This window comes from Acinetobacter cumulans, from assembly GCF_003024525.3.
In the GTDB taxonomy this organism is placed as follows: Bacteria; Pseudomonadota; Gammaproteobacteria; order Pseudomonadales; family Moraxellaceae; genus Acinetobacter; species Acinetobacter cumulans.
In genome coordinates this window covers 952,767-970,773 of record NZ_CP035934.2, presented here as the reverse complement: position 1 = coordinate 970,773, position 18,007 = coordinate 952,767, and the positions used below count along the sequence as shown (strand labels likewise).

Below are 18,007 nucleotides of genomic sequence, written 5' to 3'. Positions count from 1 at the left end.
AAAAATGCTACTGAGTAATCTTGAATCTGTACCTGGCCATACCATTACCCAACAACTTGATGTGGTTTATGGGAGCACTGTACGTAGTAAACACGTGGGACGTGACCTATTAGCAGGACTTAAAAATATTGTTGGTGGCGAACTTACAGCCTATACCGAACTATTAGAAGAATCACGCCAAGAAGCCATGGACCGTATGGTGGCAAAGGCGCAAGCTTTGGGTGCCAATGCAATCGTGGGTATTCGCTTTTCGACTTCAAATATTGCGCAAGGTGCATCTGAATTGTTTGTTTATGGGACTGCTGTGCGCGTAGAAGCCAATCAGCCAAAACTGCCTGATCCATTCCCAACACAAGGCTAAGGCTATGGATGCTTTTCTTTTTAAAGTTGTCATTTTTGTTATTTTATTTGCTATCGGTTGGGGTTTTGGCCGTCGTGCCGAAAGTAAACACTTGGCTGAGCTTGAGGTACAGGAAAAACGTCTTGCCTATATCCGCTTAGACAGTAGTCGTTTTAAAACCAGCGAACAGCCGGGACAAATGATCAGCAGCAATGTGGTCATTTCTCATGATTATTTTAAATATGTGATTGCCAATATTCAGAATTTTTTTGGCGGCAACCTGAGCAGCTACGAAACAGTCGTAGAACGTGCGCGCCGCGAAGCCGTAGTTCGCTTAAAGCTTGAAGCAGAAAAAATCGGCGCATCTGAAATATTAGGGTTACGCCTCAGCACCACTGAAATGGGCATGGAAGGTGGTATGGTAGAAGTATTTGCTTATGGAACAGCCATTCAAAAATAATAAATCGTTAGAAAAAATATTCGGCTTAAATCATGAATAAGAAAAAAGTTATTGGTTATATTTTAGGTGGAATTGGTGGGTATATATTTAGTCACTATGTGATTTCACCTTATTTTTTTGGAAGCAATGCAGATAAAGTTCAAGAGCAGATCACAATAGCACTTGATGAAGAATTAAATCATTTACGTCGTAAATTACCACTAAGAATAGATAAATATAGTACGTTAATTGCTATTGATCGACGTGAATTAAGTGTTGCCTACACATACGAACTGAATGCTGCACAGATTCAGAATAGTCCTTTAATGAATTATTCAACTCAAAGACACAAGGAAAATTTATGCGCATCAGTTGCTCATACATTTGAACATAACATTCACTACGATTTTATTTATAAGGATACCAACAACCAAATTCTACAAACTATTCCAATTGATAAAAAGTTGTGCAGAATTTGATGCCCAATGTAGTGGCATATCTCATGACGCTTAAATTTAAATAAGCGTCATTTCACTTTATATTTAATTTAATGAATGTGAGATCAAAAAATCACTTCACTTTCATTTTACGGATCATTTTATATAGCGTACTTGGCGACAGGCGTGATACCCATGTGCCCAAAACTTCTTTACGACCACCAACCACAATGTATTCTTCCCCTTTGAGCAATGCATTTACTGTAATTTTTGCAAACTCATCTGCTTCTAAACCATTGGCCGTGGCTTCATTATCATAGCCTTGCGCCTTGCCCTCTCCATTTAAAGCATTAATAGAGACATTGGTTTTGACAAAGCCTGGGAAAATGACAGATACATCGACCCCTTGCTCAGCAACTTCTGCACGTAAACTGTTGGCCCATAAGTGAATGGCTGCTTTAGCTGCCGAATATGAAGCGCGATACTGCGTACCCAATAGACCAGCCACGCTAGAAACAAACACAATGCGGCCTGATTTTTGTTGCAAGAAAGATGGTAATGCTGTTTTGGTCAAAAATACTTGTGAAAAGTAATCCAGCTCCATAATGGCGCGTTCAGTCTGCATGGTGGTTTCTGTAATGAGCGCGCGCTGGCTTAAGCCTGCATTATTAATCAGCCAATCGATACGACCTTTGCACTGTAAGACCTGTTCATAGGCATGGCGGACTTGATTTTCATCAGTAATATCCGCTGCTATAGATAAATGCTGTTCAGGTTTTAGTAAGCCAACACGTACATTTTCCAACTCCTCAAAACGACGTGCAGTTAGCACAACGTGTGCACCTTGCAATGCACATTCCTGTGCCAGCGCCTTGCCTAAACCAGATGAAGCACCTGTAATCCAAACAACTTTGTCTTGCAAACTTTTCAGTTGCGCCATGTTCTTCCCCTGTTATGCGAACTGCAAATCAAACTCGATATTTAACTTTTTACTGCTTCTTGCTGAATAAAGCCAATAAAATGATCAAAATATGGGCTTATTGCTTGGGCATTATAAATTGAACCCAATTTATCAAAGCGCTTGTAGCCCAGCTGAGTAGTTAGATTAATCACCCCATTTAAGGTTTTATCCACTACTATATTGAATTTCAACATTTTTTTAGGCTCACGCACCAAATGTGTAACCCCTTGATCGACCACTTCGGTAAATGCCTTCAGTGCAGTCGGTACATATTGGTTATTACCCAGTTTAATCTGTTCAACACAGCCCAGTAATTCTGTAATCAAGGCATTGTCGACTGGATAAGTTACAAAGGTGTTGCCATTTTGATCGACAGTCAGCTCATGCAGATAATTGACCATGGGTTTGAGACGATCATTGCCAAAAAATGACACCGACCACGGCATATATTTGCGGGTCATTTCAGTCACCTGCTTAATGATTTTTTCTGACTCATGATCACTTGAGCTGGACATTTTTGCCATACTTCCAAAGACTTGATCGATAATATCGCAGGCTATATCCGCCAGAGTATCCCCCAAGGGCTTTGCCATGCTATCGGTATTATTTTCGTTGATTTTTTGATGTATGCCCATAAAACGTTGGTGTGTTTCTGGCTGAATTTTAAGGAAAATTGTATAACTCATTGCAGGCCTCCTTGTTATAGTGTTTAACGGTCTACGTGTTCTTTTCTTAAGCCTATCATAATGCTAAGGATTGGTACTGCCAATTGGCGAAAGTTTACATTCTTGCAACATCCCTAAATCTCCATTTTTTTTGCTACAATAGGTCTAATTTTTTATCCACTTTTGATCTGTTTAGACTATGACTGATTCAGCGCAAAATATTGCTACGACCTACGATCCAACCGAGATCGAAAAAAAATGGTACCAAACTTGGGAAGAGCGCGGTTACTTCAAACCGTCTGAAAAAGGTGAATCATTCTGTATCATGATTCCACCGCCAAACGTCACTGGTAGCTTGCACATGGGTCATGGTTTTAACAATGCCATCATGGATGCTCTGACTCGTTATAACCGTATGTCTGGCAAAAATACGCTTTGGCAACCAGGTACGGACCATGCGGGTATTGCAACGCAAATGGTTGTTGAACGTCAGTTGGGTGCTGAAGGTATTAGCCGTCATGACCTTGGCCGTGAAAAGTTCATTGAAAAAGTGTGGGAATGGAAAGAACAATCTGGCGGTAACATTACCCGTCAAATTCGTCGCTTAGGTTCTTCTGTAGACTGGTCTCGTGAACGCTTCACGATGGACGAAGGTTTATCAAATGCGGTGAAAGAAGTATTTGTTAAGCTACATGAAGAAGGCTTAATTTACCGCGGTAAACGCCTTGTAAACTGGGACCCTAAACTACAAACTGCCCTTTCTGACTTAGAAGTAGAGTCTGATAAAGAAGAAGCAGGTTCATTATGGCACTTCAAATATTTCTTTGAAGATAAGTCACTTCGTACCCACGACGGTAAAGATCACATCGTTGTTGCGACGACTCGTCCTGAAACATTGCTTGGCGATACAGCCGTTGCAGTTGCACTGGATGATGAACGCTATGCAGCACTTGTTGGCAAAAACATTATCTTGCCAATTACAGGCCGTGCTGTTCCTATCGTTAAAGACGAATATGTAGACAAAGAATTTGGTACAGGCTGTGTGAAAATCACCCCTGCGCACGACTTCAATGACTATGAAGTGGGCAAACGCTGTGAACTTCCAATCATCAACATCTTCAACAAAAATGCGGAAGTTCTTGCTGAGTTTGAATACATCGCGAAAGCGGGCGAGCAAATTTCTAAAACCATTCCTGCACCTGCGGACTACATTGGTTTAGAACGTTTTGCTGCACGTAAACAATTGGTTGCTCAAGCAGAAGCTGAAGGCTGGTTAGACCAAATTCAACCGTACACATTGAAGCCACCTCGCGGTGACCGTTCAGGCGTGATCGTTGAACCACTACTGACTGACCAATGGTACGTAAAAATTGCGCCGCTTGCTGAGCCTGCAATTAAAGCAGTGAAAGATGGCGAGATTAAATTCGTTCCTGAGCAATACAGCAACATGTACATGGCGTGGATGAACAACATCCAAGATTGGTGTATTTCGCGTCAATTGTGGTGGGGTCACCGTATCCCTGCTTGGTACGATGCTGAAGGTAACGTATTTGTAGGTCGTGATGAAGCTGAAGTTCGTGCGAAAAACGGCATTGCACCTGAAGTTGAATTGAAACAAGACGAAGACGTGCTTGATACATGGTTCTCTTCTGGTCTTTGGACATTCTCAACTTTAGGTTGGACTGGCGATGCGGCGAAAGATAAAGAAAACTATTTCTTAAATACTTTCCACCCGACTGATGTGCTTGTGACTGGTTTTGACATCATCTTCTTCTGGGTTGCCCGCATGATCATGATGACCATGCACTTCATGAAAAATGAAGATGGCACACCGCAAGTTCCGTTCAAAACTGTGTATGTACATGGTTTAGTTCGTGATGGCGAAGGTCAGAAAATGTCTAAATCTAAGGGCAACGTGCTTGACCCATTAGATTTGATTGACGGTGTTGATCTTGAAACTTTAGTACAAAAACGTACGACTGGTTTGATGAACCCGAAACAAGCAGCGAAGATTGAAAAATCAACACGTAAAGAATTCCCTGAAGGCATTCAATCTTACGGTACAGATGCGGTTCGTTTCACTTTCTGTGCGCTTGCGAACACAGGCCGTGACATTAAGTTCGATATGAAGCGTGTTGAAGGCTACCGTAACTTTGCCAACAAAATCTGGAACGCTACGCGTTTCGTGATGATGAACTGTGAAGAGCAAGTGATTGGTCAAGAAGTTCGTCAAGACCTTTGGGAATTGCCTGAACAGTGGATTGTTAGCCGTTTACAAAAAGCGGAACAAGCGGTGCAAACTGCATTTGCAACGTACCGTTTAGACTTGGCTGCGCAAGCGATTTACGAGTTCATTTGGAATGAATACTGTGACTGGTATGTAGAGCTGACTAAGCCTGTTCTAAATGATGAAAACGTATCGGTTGAGCGTAAAGCTGAAGTACGTCGTGTTCTACTTGCTGTGATGGAAGCGTCTTTACGTTTGGCTCATCCGTTGATGCCTTACCTAACAGAAGAAATTTGGCAAACGCTTGCGCCGAAACTGAACATTTCTGGCGAAACGATTATGCTTGCACAGTACCCTGTTGCTGAGCAAGCATTGATTAACGAACAAGCTGAAGCGGATATGCAATGGCTGCAAGGTTTGATTGGTGCGGTACGTAACATCCGTGGTGAGATGGGCTTAGGTAATGCTCGCTTGTTGCCTGTTCTTCTGCAAAACACGACGGATGCTGAAAAAGCACAGATCACGCGTATCGAAGCGTTATTCACTGCGTTGGCGAAAGTTGAAAGCATTACTTTCCTTGCTGATGGTGAACAACCGCCATTGTCTTCTTCATCTGTAGTGGGTCATGTATCTGTATTCGTTCCAATGAAGGGTTTAATTGACCCTAAAGCGGAATTGGGTCGTTTGCAAAAAGACTTAGACAAGGTTCAAAAACAGCATGACCAAATTGCGACTAAGTTAGGCAATGAAGGTTTTGTAGCGAAAGCACCTGCTGCTGTGGTTGAAGGCGAGAAAGTGAAACTTGCTGAATTTGCTGATCAGTTAGCGAAGATTAAAGCAAATATGGAGCAAATTGCAGCGCTTTAATGCTGTAGTTTGATTCAAAAAAATCCCCTCTAATGAGGGGATTTTTTATTGAATAAGATTACTTAGTATTTTTTTATATTCAGTAAACTCTAAGTTATTTGGCTCAACATTTAAAACAAAATTTACACGCCCTATAAGAGAAGCTAAATAATCAGGGTTTTTAATTTTTTTCTTATTTACATGAGAAATAAAACCATATTTTTCTATATAGTAAATCTCTTGCTTCAATTTTCTTTTATATTGTTTAGGTACGGAGAGGATATTACCTTTAATTTGAATTCCTGTAATGATATTTTGGGATGCATTTACCTTAAGTCTAGTTTTCTTTGTATTTATTTTAAAACCATAATTCTTAATGAGAAAACTACAAAAATTCCTAAAACTTAATGAAATATAATTACCTGAAAATACAAGATCATCAGCATAGCGGCTATATTTTAAATTATTTTTTAGAGCATATTTATTTAATTTCCTATCTAAATTAACTAATAAAATATTAGATAGAGCCGGACTACAAGATGAACCTTGCACTAAACAATCTTTAAAACAACAAAGCCTGGATAAGTAAAAAGAAATTTTTTTTGAATACCCTAAACTATAAAAAAAATTAACTATCCAACCAATTGGAATTGATGAAAAAAAATCTTTAATATCTAAATGTAAAAAAACACTGGAATTAATGTGCTCTCTAGCATTGGTAATAATAGATTTTCCATCGAGAAACCCATGTGCATATGCATTTTTATTTTTTACTTTTAAAATGTTTATATATATCCATTGTTGAACCTTTTTTAAGGACTTAAATGGAGCATTAATTTTTCTGGTGCCACCTTTTTTCTTAGGTATTTCAAATTCACGATAAAATTTTTCGGGAGAAAAAATCATTGAGTATAATGTTTTTACATTTATACCAACTAATTTTGATAAATGCTCTATCTCAAAAATTACAGGGACTTTATTTTTTAATAGCTTTTCGACAACCAAGCCATATTCATTTATATATGCTTCTTGTAAACCTACATCATTAAAATAGGCTACCCATTCTTTTGCTTTATTAGACATAAAAAACCTGTAAGGATTACTCAAATTACTTGCTTTGTAAGAAACAAATTTATTGGGAAACATCCAAATAAATTTGTTTCTTACTTCGAATCAGCAAATGCTGTTCGACCCTCTCATTAAATCTTTGATTTAATGAGAGTAAAGGTCATAGACCCGTTAACACTAGAAGCGACTACACTTCAACATACTAATCCTTACAGGTGCTAATGAGTATATCTGCTTTCTTTTTTAAAGCAAACTTCTTTTAGGGATATACAGTTCATTAACCTCAAGTTCATTTTTTGAAAGAAATTTTTTTGGAATAAATGTTTCTTTAACTTGACGATTATTAACATTTAATAAAACTTTTTGTTCACCAGTCATTGTGAGTTTTACAAAAACCCCATCAATAATTAATAATTTTTCATCGCGCAGCTTAAAAATTAGTTTAAAAAAATCACTCGGAGGAACTGATAACCTCTGATTTAAAGTATAAGCTTGTAAAGTTTTATTTGAAGATGAAAAAAGTATTTCAAGCAGCTTGTTTGATATAATTTCACTTTTTCTCATTAAGCATCATCCATTGCTCTATGTAATAAAACATCTCGTACTCTATTATCTGAATAGTATTTCCACCAAAACACAGGAAAAACATTATTGGGTGTGTTTTTACTCTCTATAGAAAGTGCAACTTGTGATTCGCCATAGCCAAGACTAGGGAATTCTCTTTCATTATATGAGCTAGATAATTTTCTCTCTATTAATCTCATCAAATCTTTTTTTTGCTCTACTTCACTTAAATCATATATTTTCTCTAAAAGCTTATCATCGACTATATAATAAGATGAGAATTCAATGTCTGCTTCTTTAATTTTTTTCTTACCACCTTCTGTACAAATTAAAACCTTAACTAATATAGTTGGTTCTGGATATTTTGATTCATTAAAAAGCTCTCGAATTCTTTTTACTCTATTAATTACGGTTGATCCTGTCCCAACAAAATTATCTACTAGTACTATAGTAATTTCCCGCTCACCTACGTTTTTTTTGAAATCTTTATAAGCCTTTGCTGTCTGTTCAAAACGATTAACAGATCTATACCCTTTCCATTCAAGCTTTGATAGCTCACCTTTTAAATCATATAAAACACTTTGACCACTATCAGCCTCAGAGTTGGGAGACATAGCTGTTATGAATGATTGTATTGGTTCTATTCCACATGTAGCAATATCTAATGCTAAGTTACTTACACACTCATTATATTCTTGTATAGTGATATGCTTAAGTCGATCCAAAATGTCGATCACTAGCTGTGTTTGTGCTTCATCCTCACAATCTTCAAATAATAAAGCTGTCAAAGCCTGTGTTTTCGTTTGTAACCAAGGATATTTAAATGCCAATTGGAAGACCTTTTCAAAGGATCTTTTTTGTAATCGTCCCATTAAGATCCTTTTAAATTAATTTACTTTGAATATTCTAAGTCTCTTATCTATATTTTATAATCATTTATATTTACTTTAAAACATATTGTGTCTTAATTTATAAAAAATAATTATCCTACAACATTTCCAATCAACTCTTTTTCCCCATATACATTAACCATTGCTTTTCTGCTCTTTAAGCTGTTGCTTAAGCCCTCACTCCAACCCTCTCCCACAAGGAGAGGAAGCGTCATTTGACTTAATTCTTGTATGAATTTCACAATGGAATTCCCTCTCCTGAGCGAGTTTTAAAGCACTGCTTTAAAACGAAGCGCAAGTGAGGGTTAGGGAGAGGTGATTTTATAAAACCCCATTCCCCAACAACACCTCCAACCCTTTCACCTTCTCCATATATTTCAGCCGTTCTTTTTCCCACTTCACTTGCTCTTTCAGCACTGAAACATCGCCATCAATTACCTTATACACATCTTTCACCTGCATATTTTTCGGCTTTGGTTGTTCGCTCCAGTGAAAACTATCGGTAATGTCATCTATCTGACTGGCTAAGCGTTGGCTTTGAGCCTCTAAAGCCATTTTATAAAACTTTAAATGCTCATCGCCTAAAGCTTTAGGACTTTTGCCCTTATTGGTTTCAAGCTGTAATTGCAGCTTTAATAAATAAAACAAATCCTGCGCTTCATGGGCTTGGTTCACCACTTGCAGCAATTCAGTTTTTTCCGCTTTTTTAGTTTCATCAGGTTCACGGTCTGGGTGAATCATAGCGATGATTTTTAAATATACGGTTTTCAGTGATTGGTTCACTAACTTTTCAGCTTGCTCGCGCTTTTGCACTAAGCGTTTACGCTGATGCTCTTCTTTCTCACGTTGATATTGTTCGCTGTCCCACGCTTCATAAGATTCATATTCTTCTGTAGCTTCCTGTTCTATATCAACATGACTATTTGTGTTTAGCTGTTCTGCTTGAGCTGACTTGCCCTTTTTATTTGGCTTTTGATTATGTGCATGATGCTGCTGATAAAAAGCATCGACCTCTGCGATTTTTTCAAGTTCGGCACTATTTAAATAGTTGGATTTTTTCAGCTGCTTTGCCAGTTTCGCAAGCTTTGCATCGAGCTGTGCTAAATCTGCTTTAGCAAAGTCTTCTTGCTGTAGATGCTGCCAAAGTTGATTAAGCTGACGAAAGTACACCGCATGCAAATTACGATAGATCGGTACAAGTTTAAGCTGAATATAACTCTGAATTTCACTTTTGGCATTTTGCCAAAGTGCTAAATCTAGCTTTTGCTGTTCAATTTGCTCAATCAGTTTATTCAACTTTTTATGTAGCGGTGAAAGCGTCGCTGCGGTTTCAGGCAACAAACTGATTTTTAAATCGAAAGACATACTTAGGAGAAATGAACAAATAAATGTAAGGGCATTATAAAACAAATGGCACGACTATCCGAGTCGCTGAATGTGCTTTAACGCAAGGCAATGCCCTTGTTTTTTCGCGCACTATGCATCCGATACAACGCGATTACGGCCTTGTTTTTTTGCTTGGTACAAAGCTTGGTCAGCGCGACGGATCGCATCATTACCATCTTGATCCGAAACCAATACAACACTCACACCAATACTGGCAGTAATTGGGTAGTCCTGAATAATATTTTCATTTTCAATACTTTGACGAATTTTTCCAGCCAATAATACTGCACCATCTTGCTCAGTTGCTGGCAATAGCACAATAAACTCTTCGCCCCCAAAGCGTGCCACAAAGTCTGTCGAGCGTACAGCTGTTGCCACTAAGCTGGCTACACTTTGCAGTACATGATCCCCTGTTTCGTGACCAAAGCTATCATTAACCTTTTTAAAGAAATCGACATCCAGCAGCAGCACAGCATAGGCTTGTTGCTGACGCTGAAACTGACCAAACAAATAAGCCTGATAGTCGTTAAATGCCCGACGGTTATACAGACCAGTCAGGCCATCATGATTGGCTAATTTTTCCAATTCCAAATTGGCTTCTTTTAATGCCAGCGTACGCTCTTGCACTTTCTGTTCTAAAGTAGCGTTTGCCTCTTCCAATTGGTGTTTTTGAGTCAGTAGCGTGAAGGTCATGCTATTTAAAGACTGAGACAACCCTTGTATTTCACGAATGCTACTCTGTGCCTCAAAATGTACATCATCTTGACCTTTTTCCACTGCATAAGCACTTTTTGCCAGATTTTCGATCGGGCGACTAAAACGGTTGGCTAAGCGGTAAGTCACCACCAGCATCAGCAAAGTCACAATCAAACCAATCAAGCCAATTTGTTTTTGCATGGCACGTACATCTGCCAATGCTGCAGATACAGGCTGACGCACAATTACATGCCAACCCATGCTCATTTGTGTGTTAGAGACCACAGGTACATCTGTGGTCACATAGTTCTGCCCTTCATGCCAGTCATCAATAAAATAAGGCTGTGCAGAAGTTTTTTGATTGGGGAGCTGAACTTGTCCAATACTCTTATAAGGATACAGAATTTCGCCTTTGCCATTAACAATAAAGACTTCAATCCCTTGCTCAGCAGCATCTTCTGGCAGTGCACTTTGTAGTACTTGGCTAGCCCAACTCCAATCCGCATGTGCTGCAAGCACACCACGAATTTTCTGAGTTTTGACATCATAAATGGGCGTGGCAAAGTCAATAAAACGCATTGGCTCATTCGGGTTAATAGCTTTGAGTTTCTTTGCCAATAAGATCGCTTCATGTACATCGCCCAAATATACGCGTTGTAAGCCTTCCTTAAACCAAGGTCGAGCAGAAACATCTGCCCCTTCAAGCATCTTATTTGCAGCGACTTCTACCACACCATCTACATTGGCAATGCCTAACCACGCATAATATTTATACGAACTTTTAACCTGATCCAACTTCACTTGCAGTTGTTCATTTTTAAAATCTGTGGCCATAAAAAATGGCGATTCGCTCAGTAGCACCATTTCCCGTTCACGTTCTGTCAGCGAATTTGCCAAGGTCGTACTGATGCTTTTGGCAACCAAATTCAAAGTTTGAGCACTGGCTTTGGTCATCTGCGCAGAGGCTTTGTGGCCAATATATAAGGTAATGGATAAACCCAATACAAATGCTAGGCCAGCAAATAAAACCAGCAGGCGGTTGCGGAAAGTATCTACATTCAGCATTCCCTACAGCTCCAGTACTCAAGTGATTGATTTAAGAATAACTATATAACAAAAAAAATTGCAACGTCTGCCCCAAAGCTAACCTTCCATCATTTTTTCTACGCTCATTTCAGCACTCGGCCGAAATGAATCATCTCAATGTGCATGCTTGGGTATATAAGCAAAGCCATAGTGGTTTTTTATTGCTTATACTTTGGTCTATACCCATAAGCAAAAACATGATGCTAAAAAGTATATGCTGAACAAAATACATACAAAATCCAAATTATTTATGCCGTGCTTAATTTAAATAATGCATTGGCAGTAAAACCTGTTTTATCCGTAAAAACACCATAAACACAAGTACTTCAGCAAATAAAGATCACTTTAAAAAGCTAAGAATGGCATATTTTTTGCTCCACCTTTCTCATAAACCTAAATTTGAAATTATGTTAATTCCTAAAGAGTTACCGTTAACAATTCGGTAAAGAATTTTGCTTGAGCAAGCATTCAAATCTCGCTTAAGATGATTTTCAGTATGTTTTTCATACATAAAAGAAAAGCATTTTTGCATAACAAGGAATTTAGGATTTTAAAAGTTCCATCGAAAATGACAGCAAACAATGCAGCACAATAAAAGGAGTTTTGCTCATGACACAAAAACGTACACTGACTGCGCTTTTTTGCGCCAGTTCTCTAATGCTCGGTTTAACTGCTTGTGGTAACAATAAAGCACCATCCGCAGAACAAGGTGCAAGTACAGATTCAGCAGCTTCCTCAAATTCGGGTACGCTGGATAAAATCAAAAAGTCAGGCACCATTGTGCTGGGCTACCGCGACTCATCTATTCCATTTTCTTATATTGCAGACAATCCAAACCAACCCGTAGGTTATGCACATGATCTACAACTCAAAGTGGTTGAAGCGCTAAAAAAACAGCTGAACATGCCAGATTTGAAAGTTCGCTATAACCTTGTGACCAGCCAAAACCGTATTCCATTGGTATCTAACGGTACTGTCGACTTAGAGTGTGGTTCAACCACCAACAATAAAGAACGCCAACAACAGGTCGACTTTTCTGTCGGATTCTTTGAAGTTGGCTCTCGCCTGCTCACCGCTAAAGATTCTGGGGTGAAAGACTTTGCAGACCTAAAAGGCAAAAAACTGGTAACTACAGCGGGTACAACTTCAGAGCGCTATATTCGCCAGCATGAAAAAGAGCTAGGCATTGGCGAAGTAATTTCAGCCAAAGATCATGCTGAATCATTCCTTATGCTACAAAATGGTCGTGCGGCGGCCTTTATGATGGATGATATTTTACTGGCAGGTGAAAAGTCGAAAGCCAAAGATCCAAACAAATGGGAAATTGTGGGTACACCACCAATTCATGAAGTTTATGGTTGTATGCTACGTAAAGGCGATACAAGCTTCAAACAAGTGGTCGATGGCGCAATTAAAGAGGTATATAGCTCTGGTGAAATCAACCAAATGTATAAGAAATGGTTCCTTTCTCCAATTCCACCAAAAAATATTAATTTGAACTTTGAGATGTCTGAACAGCTGAAACAGCTGATTAGCAACCCGCATGACCGTGATGCTTAACCCTTAACCGCCATACATGCCTTTGCGTCAGCCGACTAACTTTGGCTGACGCCGTAAAAGGAGTCACTATGAATTATAGTTGGAATTGGGGCGTATTGTTCCAATCCACGGGCATTGGCGATACCACTTACCTGAACTGGGTCTTCACAGGCTTAGGCTGGCTACTGGTGATTGCTGCTGTCGCGTGGAGCATTGCGATGGTACTGGGTAGCATTTTAGGCATTATGCGCACTCTCCCTAGTCCATTAGCACGTTCAATCGGCACTGCCTATGTCACCATTTTCCGTAATATTCCATTGCTGGTTCAATTGTTTATCTGGTTTTATGTCGTGCCAAACTTCTTACCAGAAGGCATTCGAAACTGGTGGATTAATGACTTAGGTGCCAATACCACAGCACTAATTTCTGCAAGTATTGGGCTTGGCTTATTTACCGCAGCCCGTGTCTGTGAACAAGTACGCACAGGTATTGAAGCGGTGCCCAAAGGCCAGACCAATGCGGGTTATGCCATGGGCTTTAGTACGGCGCAATTATACCGCTACGTGATTTTGCCACAGTCATTTCGTACCATTTTGCCCCCGCTGAGTTCTGAATTGACCAACTGCGTTAAAAATACCTCTGTTGCATCTTTAGTGGGTGTTGCAGAAATTATCTCGCAGATGAAAACCATCAGTGAATACACGCAAAATACGATTGAAATATACACCTACGTTACCATTGCATTTATTTTGATTAATATCTGCCTGATTGGATTTATGAACTTTCTGGAAAAACGCTTGCGTGTTCCAGGTTTAATCGCAGGAGATAAATAATGGAATGGCTCACTGCATTTACACAAGATTTACAACAGTCTTGGCCTGCGCTTTGGCATGGGCTCAGCATTACCTTAAAAGTAGTGGTTAGTGCAGCCATTGGTGGGGTTATCATTGGCACCCTACTTGCACTCATGCGACTGTCTTCCATTAAAGCATTCAATTGGTTTGCTAAAGGCTACGTCAATTTATTCCGCTCCATTCCACTCCTGCTGGTACTTATGTGGTTTTATTTTGCTGTCCCGTTTATTTATACCGGGATCACAGGTAATTACCTCACCATTGATACAGCGCTGGTATCGAGCATTGTGGCCTTCATGCTGTTTGAAGCAGCTTATTTTTCGGAAATTGTCCGTGCTGGCATTCAGTCTATTCCTAAAGGTCAGACATCTGCTGCTTATGCACTGGGCATGACTTACCCGCAAACTATGCGATTGATTATTTTGCCGCAAGCCTTCCGTAAAATGACGCCCCTCCTGTTGCAACAGACCATTATTTTGTTTCAAGACTCCACCATGGTGTATGCCATTGGACTATTAGACTTTTTCCGCACCAACTACGTCCGTGGTGACCTCATGTCGTTACTGACCCAATACATTCTATTCGCTGGCTTGGTGTACTTCACCATCAGCATGCTTGCAACCTATGCAGTGAAAAAATTACAACGGAGGTTAACTGTATGAGTGAACAAAAAGTAATGATTGACCTCCAAAATGTCAGTAAATGGTATAAAGAATTTCAAGTACTAACCGATTGCACCACGCAAATTAAACAAGGTGAAGTGGTGGTGGTCTGTGGCCCTTCAGGTTCTGGCAAATCCACCCTGATTAAAACCGTCAACGGGCTTGAACCTTTTCAGCAAGGTGAAATTTCTGTCGATGGGATTGGTATTCATGACCCCAAAACCGACTTAAGTAAACTACGTAGCCGTGTCGGGATGGTGTTTCAGCATTTTGAGTTGTTTCCACATTTATCCATTACAGAAAACCTCACCATTGCTCAAGTCAAGGTGCTAGGGCGCTCTGAAGAAGAAGCAAAAAAGAAAGGCCTTGCCTATTTAGAGCGTGTTGGCCTGAGTGCACATGCAGAAAAATTTCCAGCACAACTCTCTGGCGGTCAGCAACAACGTGTTGCAATTGCCCGCGCGCTTAGCATGGATCCAATTGCCATGCTCTTTGATGAGCCCACCTCTGCACTCGATCCTGAAATGATTAATGAAGTACTGGATGTGATGGTCGGTTTAGCCAAGGAAGGCATGACCATGATGTGTGTCACGCATGAAATGGGCTTTGCCCGCCAAGTTGCAGACCGCATTATTTTTATGGATCAGGGGAAAATTGTGGAAGATTGCAGTAAAGATGAATTCTTTAATGCACCAAGAGGTGAACGTGCACAGCAATTTTTAAACAAAATTTTGCACTAATTTTAAACATTCCATTCATCTGCAGAGCTTTAACACTCAGCCACGGCAGTCAGATAATTTCTGACTGTCGTGCTATTTTAAACCTCAGACTTTAGAGTGTTTTTTAATGATTACTTAAAAATGAAACACCTGATCATTTCATTAACGCTTCTTTTTAATCTAAGCTCAATTAAAACTTAAACTCAACCTACTGAGATAAAAATTACAGATTTTCTATAGAACTTGCCCTGTGCCAAACATGCACTATTGCAATTCATTTAAATAAAAATACATTAAAATTATATATAAGCCATTCATATTTATTGTATTAATTGGACTTTAAAACCATTTAAAATTGCACCAACATAGTGCATATTGTGTTAATTTGCTTTATATCGAGTCTTGTAAGTTTTTGAAATTTATTAATCAAAATTTCCCTTGCTTGCCCCCCTGTTCCAAAAATACTACCTCGCTATACTGAACTTCTTTTTGTGATATACCGCACTATATTGGAGCACTACATGCAAAATATAGATTTATTATTTCTCCTCCTTGGTGCTGTTTTAGTGCTTGCAATGCATGCAGGCTTTGCTTTTTTAGAACTCGGAACTGTTCGCCATAAAAACCAAGTAAATGCTTTAAGTAAAATTCTCTCTGACTTTGCAATTTCAGCCATTGCATACTTTTTTGTCGGCTATTACATCGCTTATGGTCAGCATTTTTTCCATACTGGAACAACCTTAGCGGCCGATCATGGCTATAACCTTATGCGCTGCTTCTTTCTCCTCACCTTTGCAGCTGCAATTCCAGCGATTGTTTCAGGTGGAATAGCCGAGCGTGCGAAAATGCGCTCTCAAGCCATTGCAACGCTTATTTTAGTGGCCTTGGTCTATCCATTTTTTGAAGGTATTGCATGGAATGGTAATCTGGGTGTTCAAGCATGGTTAGCTCAAAATTTTGGCGCAGGCTTTCATGACTTTGCAGGTTCTGTCGTGGTACATGCAATGGGTGGCTGGATTGCATTTGCTGCCGTTATTTTACTTGGGCCTCGTTATGGTCGTTATAAAAAAGATGGCCGTATCAGTGCACACCCACCATCTTCAATTCCTTTTTTAGCGCTGGGTTCTTGGATTTTAATTGTCGGTTGGTTTGGTTTTAACGTGATGAGTGCTCAACGTTTAGATGCCATTTCAGGTCTCGTTGCGATTAACTCACTCATGGCAATGGTTGGCGGTACATTTGCAGCCCATTTGGTTGGCGACAATGACCCTGGCTTCTTACACAATGGTCCATTGGCAGGTTTGGTGGCGATCTGTGCAGGCTCAGATATAGTTCACCCTGTTGGTGCACTGTTTATTGGTATGGTGGCTGGAGTGATTTTTGTTAAATTATTTACCTACACACAAAACAAACTAAAAATTGACGATGTATTGGGTGTTTGGCCATTACATGGTGTATGCGGTGCCTTTGGTGGTCTTGCTGTCGGTTTATTTGGGCAAAAATGGCTAGGCGGCCTCGGTGGCGTATCCATGCTTTCACAAGTCTTTGGCACAGTCTTTGCTGTTATTATTGCCTTGGCTGGTGGTTTCTGTGTATACGGCGCACTTAAAGCAATTATAGGCATCCGTCTAAGCCAAGAAGAAGAATTCCGCGGTGCCGATCTATCGATTCACCGTATTACCGCAAACTCAGAAGATAATATGTTCTAAGTCAACACAGCTTCGGATAATCATTTAACCTTCAATTGGATAATCCATGACTCTTTAGGATTATCCAATTTTTTTATCTCATCATTGTTCGCATTTTTAACTTTGCAACACAGCGTCGCATGCATCATGCTTATAAAAATAGCTGTGTAAATTGCTATTTAAATCACTATTCCAATGACTGTTTAAAAAGTGTGGGCAATATTAAGCCAAAGATAAGGGCTCTAAATATTGCCAGACTTGTGCCAAGTTTTGAATGCGTCGCTCAGTCGCGACTCTGTTCACATCATCATGAAAGCCTTCTAATAAAACGGCATGCATGCCCGCTTGTTCTGCCCCAAAAACATCATTGATGGGATGATCACCTACAAATAAACATTGCCTTGCATCTAAGCCCAATTGCTCACGGGTGTAGTTAAAAATCTGTATATTTGGTTTTGCTACACCTGCCAATTCTGAGCTCACAATCACATCAAAATACGCTTCAAAGCCAAGGCCTTTTAAAATATTTAAACGGGTTGTATGGCCCCCATTTGACACTACAGCCAATTGAAAGCCTTGCGCTTTAAGTTGACTCAGCAGTTCGTGTGCCCCGGGCATCGCAACAGCATGTGCACCAAAAAAACGGAACCAGCATTGTGTCAATTCATCAAAATCAACTGGCTGGTGCCAAATTAATTGTTGTTGCAGTGCATAGGCCACAGAAGCACCAATACTTGGATGGGTTAAATCTGCAGCAATTGGATAACCGCCCCGATCAATTGAATTGATGATGTGCTTGATCTGTGCCAGATCAGGTGCAATTAAATGATGGGCATAATGCTGCGCTAAAAACTGACTATAGGCCACGACGCTTAAATCACGATGCGTTAAGGTATTGTCTAAGTCAAAGATCACGGCACGAATGGACATGGCAAACTGG

Annotated in this window: 17 protein-coding genes; 9 read left to right on the top strand and 8 right to left on the bottom strand. The window is 39.8% G+C overall.

Annotated elements, in window-relative coordinates; all coding sequences use genetic code 11:
* Positions 1–4: 4 nt before the first annotated feature.
* The 3 genes from C9E88_RS04525 to C9E88_RS04515 are packed head-to-tail and all read left to right on the top strand — an operon-like array spanning position 5 to position 1,258.
* Positions 5–361: a YbjQ family protein gene (locus tag C9E88_RS04525; protein ID WP_106984485.1), complete on the top strand. Its 357-nt coding sequence runs from the start codon at positions 5–7 to the stop codon at positions 359–361.
* A 4-nt stretch (positions 362–365) separates the two neighbouring features.
* Complete coding sequence (locus tag C9E88_RS04520; RefSeq protein WP_106984484.1) at positions 366–800, top strand: YbjQ family protein; 435 nt, start codon at positions 366–368, stop codon at positions 798–800.
* Positions 801–832: 32 nt separating this feature from the next.
* On the top strand, positions 833–1,258 hold the full coding sequence (locus C9E88_RS04515) for a type II secretion system pilot lipoprotein GspS-beta (protein WP_106984483.1): 426 nt from the start codon (positions 833–835) through the stop codon (positions 1,256–1,258).
* A gap of 91 nt (positions 1,259–1,349) precedes the next feature.
* Here the strand turns inward: C9E88_RS04515 and C9E88_RS04510 are convergent, their stop codons facing one another.
* Positions 1,350–2,156 carry an SDR family oxidoreductase gene (locus tag C9E88_RS04510; protein ID WP_106984482.1) on the bottom strand — a complete coding sequence of 269 codons (807 nt, stop codon included), beginning with the start codon at positions 2,154–2,156 and terminating at the stop codon, positions 1,350–1,352.
* Positions 2,157–2,197: 41 nt separating this feature from the next.
* The gene (locus tag C9E88_RS04505; protein WP_106984481.1) at positions 2,198–2,863 is read right to left on the bottom strand and encodes a hypothetical protein; all 666 of its coding nucleotides are present in this window, start codon (positions 2,861–2,863) and stop codon (positions 2,198–2,200) included.
* A gap of 178 nt (positions 2,864–3,041) precedes the next feature.
* On the opposite strand from C9E88_RS04505, the gene C9E88_RS04500 reads away from it, so the two are divergent.
* Complete coding sequence (locus C9E88_RS04500; protein WP_106984480.1) at positions 3,042–5,936, top strand: valine--tRNA ligase; 2,895 nt, start codon at positions 3,042–3,044, stop codon at positions 5,934–5,936.
* 45 nt (positions 5,937–5,981) lie between these two features.
* Here the strand turns inward: C9E88_RS04500 and C9E88_RS04495 are convergent, their stop codons facing one another.
* From C9E88_RS04495 to C9E88_RS04475, 5 genes are all read right to left on the bottom strand, one after another.
* Complete coding sequence (locus C9E88_RS04495; RefSeq protein ID WP_106984479.1) at positions 5,982–6,998, bottom strand: reverse transcriptase family protein; 1,017 nt, start codon at positions 6,996–6,998, stop codon at positions 5,982–5,984.
* 228 nt (positions 6,999–7,226) lie between these two features.
* Positions 7,227–7,547: a hypothetical protein gene (locus C9E88_RS04490; RefSeq protein ID WP_106984478.1), complete on the bottom strand. Its 321-nt coding sequence runs from the start codon at positions 7,545–7,547 to the stop codon at positions 7,227–7,229.
* Positions 7,547–8,419: a phosphoribosyltransferase-like protein gene (locus C9E88_RS04485; RefSeq protein WP_106984477.1), complete on the bottom strand. Its 873-nt coding sequence runs from the start codon at positions 8,417–8,419 to the stop codon at positions 7,547–7,549. Before C9E88_RS04485 ends, C9E88_RS04490 begins: the two co-directional genes overlap by 1 nt.
* Before the next feature lie 339 nt (positions 8,420–8,758).
* Positions 8,759–9,802: a molecular chaperone DnaJ gene (locus tag C9E88_RS04480; protein ID WP_106984476.1), complete on the bottom strand. Its 1,044-nt coding sequence runs from the start codon at positions 9,800–9,802 to the stop codon at positions 8,759–8,761.
* Between the two features lie 111 nt (positions 9,803–9,913).
* Positions 9,914–11,584: a sensor domain-containing diguanylate cyclase gene (locus C9E88_RS04475; RefSeq protein ID WP_106984475.1), complete on the bottom strand. Its 1,671-nt coding sequence runs from the start codon at positions 11,582–11,584 to the stop codon at positions 9,914–9,916.
* A gap of 630 nt (positions 11,585–12,214) precedes the next feature.
* Here C9E88_RS04475 and C9E88_RS04470 point away from each other — a divergent pair.
* The 5 genes from C9E88_RS04470 to C9E88_RS04450 all read left to right on the top strand — a co-directional run bounded on the left by C9E88_RS04470 (position 12,215) and on the right by C9E88_RS04450 (position 17,088).
* Positions 12,215–13,165, top strand: a complete 951-nt coding sequence (locus tag C9E88_RS04470) for a transporter substrate-binding domain-containing protein (RefSeq protein WP_106984474.1) — start codon at positions 12,215–12,217, stop codon at positions 13,163–13,165.
* A 68-nt stretch (positions 13,166–13,233) separates the two neighbouring features.
* Positions 13,234–13,977: an amino acid ABC transporter permease gene (locus C9E88_RS04465; protein WP_106984473.1), complete on the top strand. Its 744-nt coding sequence runs from the start codon at positions 13,234–13,236 to the stop codon at positions 13,975–13,977.
* On the top strand, positions 13,977–14,660 hold the full coding sequence (locus tag C9E88_RS04460) for an ABC transporter permease subunit (protein WP_106984472.1): 684 nt from the start codon (positions 13,977–13,979) through the stop codon (positions 14,658–14,660). The genes C9E88_RS04465 and C9E88_RS04460 overlap by 1 nt, the downstream gene beginning before the upstream one ends.
* A 14-nt stretch (positions 14,661–14,674) precedes the next feature.
* Positions 14,675–15,400: an amino acid ABC transporter ATP-binding protein gene (locus C9E88_RS04455; protein ID WP_171356292.1), complete on the top strand. Its 726-nt coding sequence runs from the start codon at positions 14,675–14,677 to the stop codon at positions 15,398–15,400.
* A 500-nt stretch (positions 15,401–15,900) separates the two neighbouring features.
* Complete coding sequence (locus tag C9E88_RS04450) at positions 15,901–17,088, top strand: ammonium transporter (protein ID WP_106984470.1); 1,188 nt, start codon at positions 15,901–15,903, stop codon at positions 17,086–17,088.
* Positions 17,089–17,289: 201 nt separating this feature from the next.
* On the opposite strand, the gene C9E88_RS04445 is transcribed toward C9E88_RS04450, so the two are convergent.
* Positions 17,290–17,997 carry an HAD family hydrolase gene (locus C9E88_RS04445; protein WP_106984555.1) on the bottom strand — a complete coding sequence of 236 codons (708 nt, stop codon included), beginning with the start codon at positions 17,995–17,997 and terminating at the stop codon, positions 17,290–17,292.
* Positions 17,998–18,007: the final 10 nt, after the last annotated feature.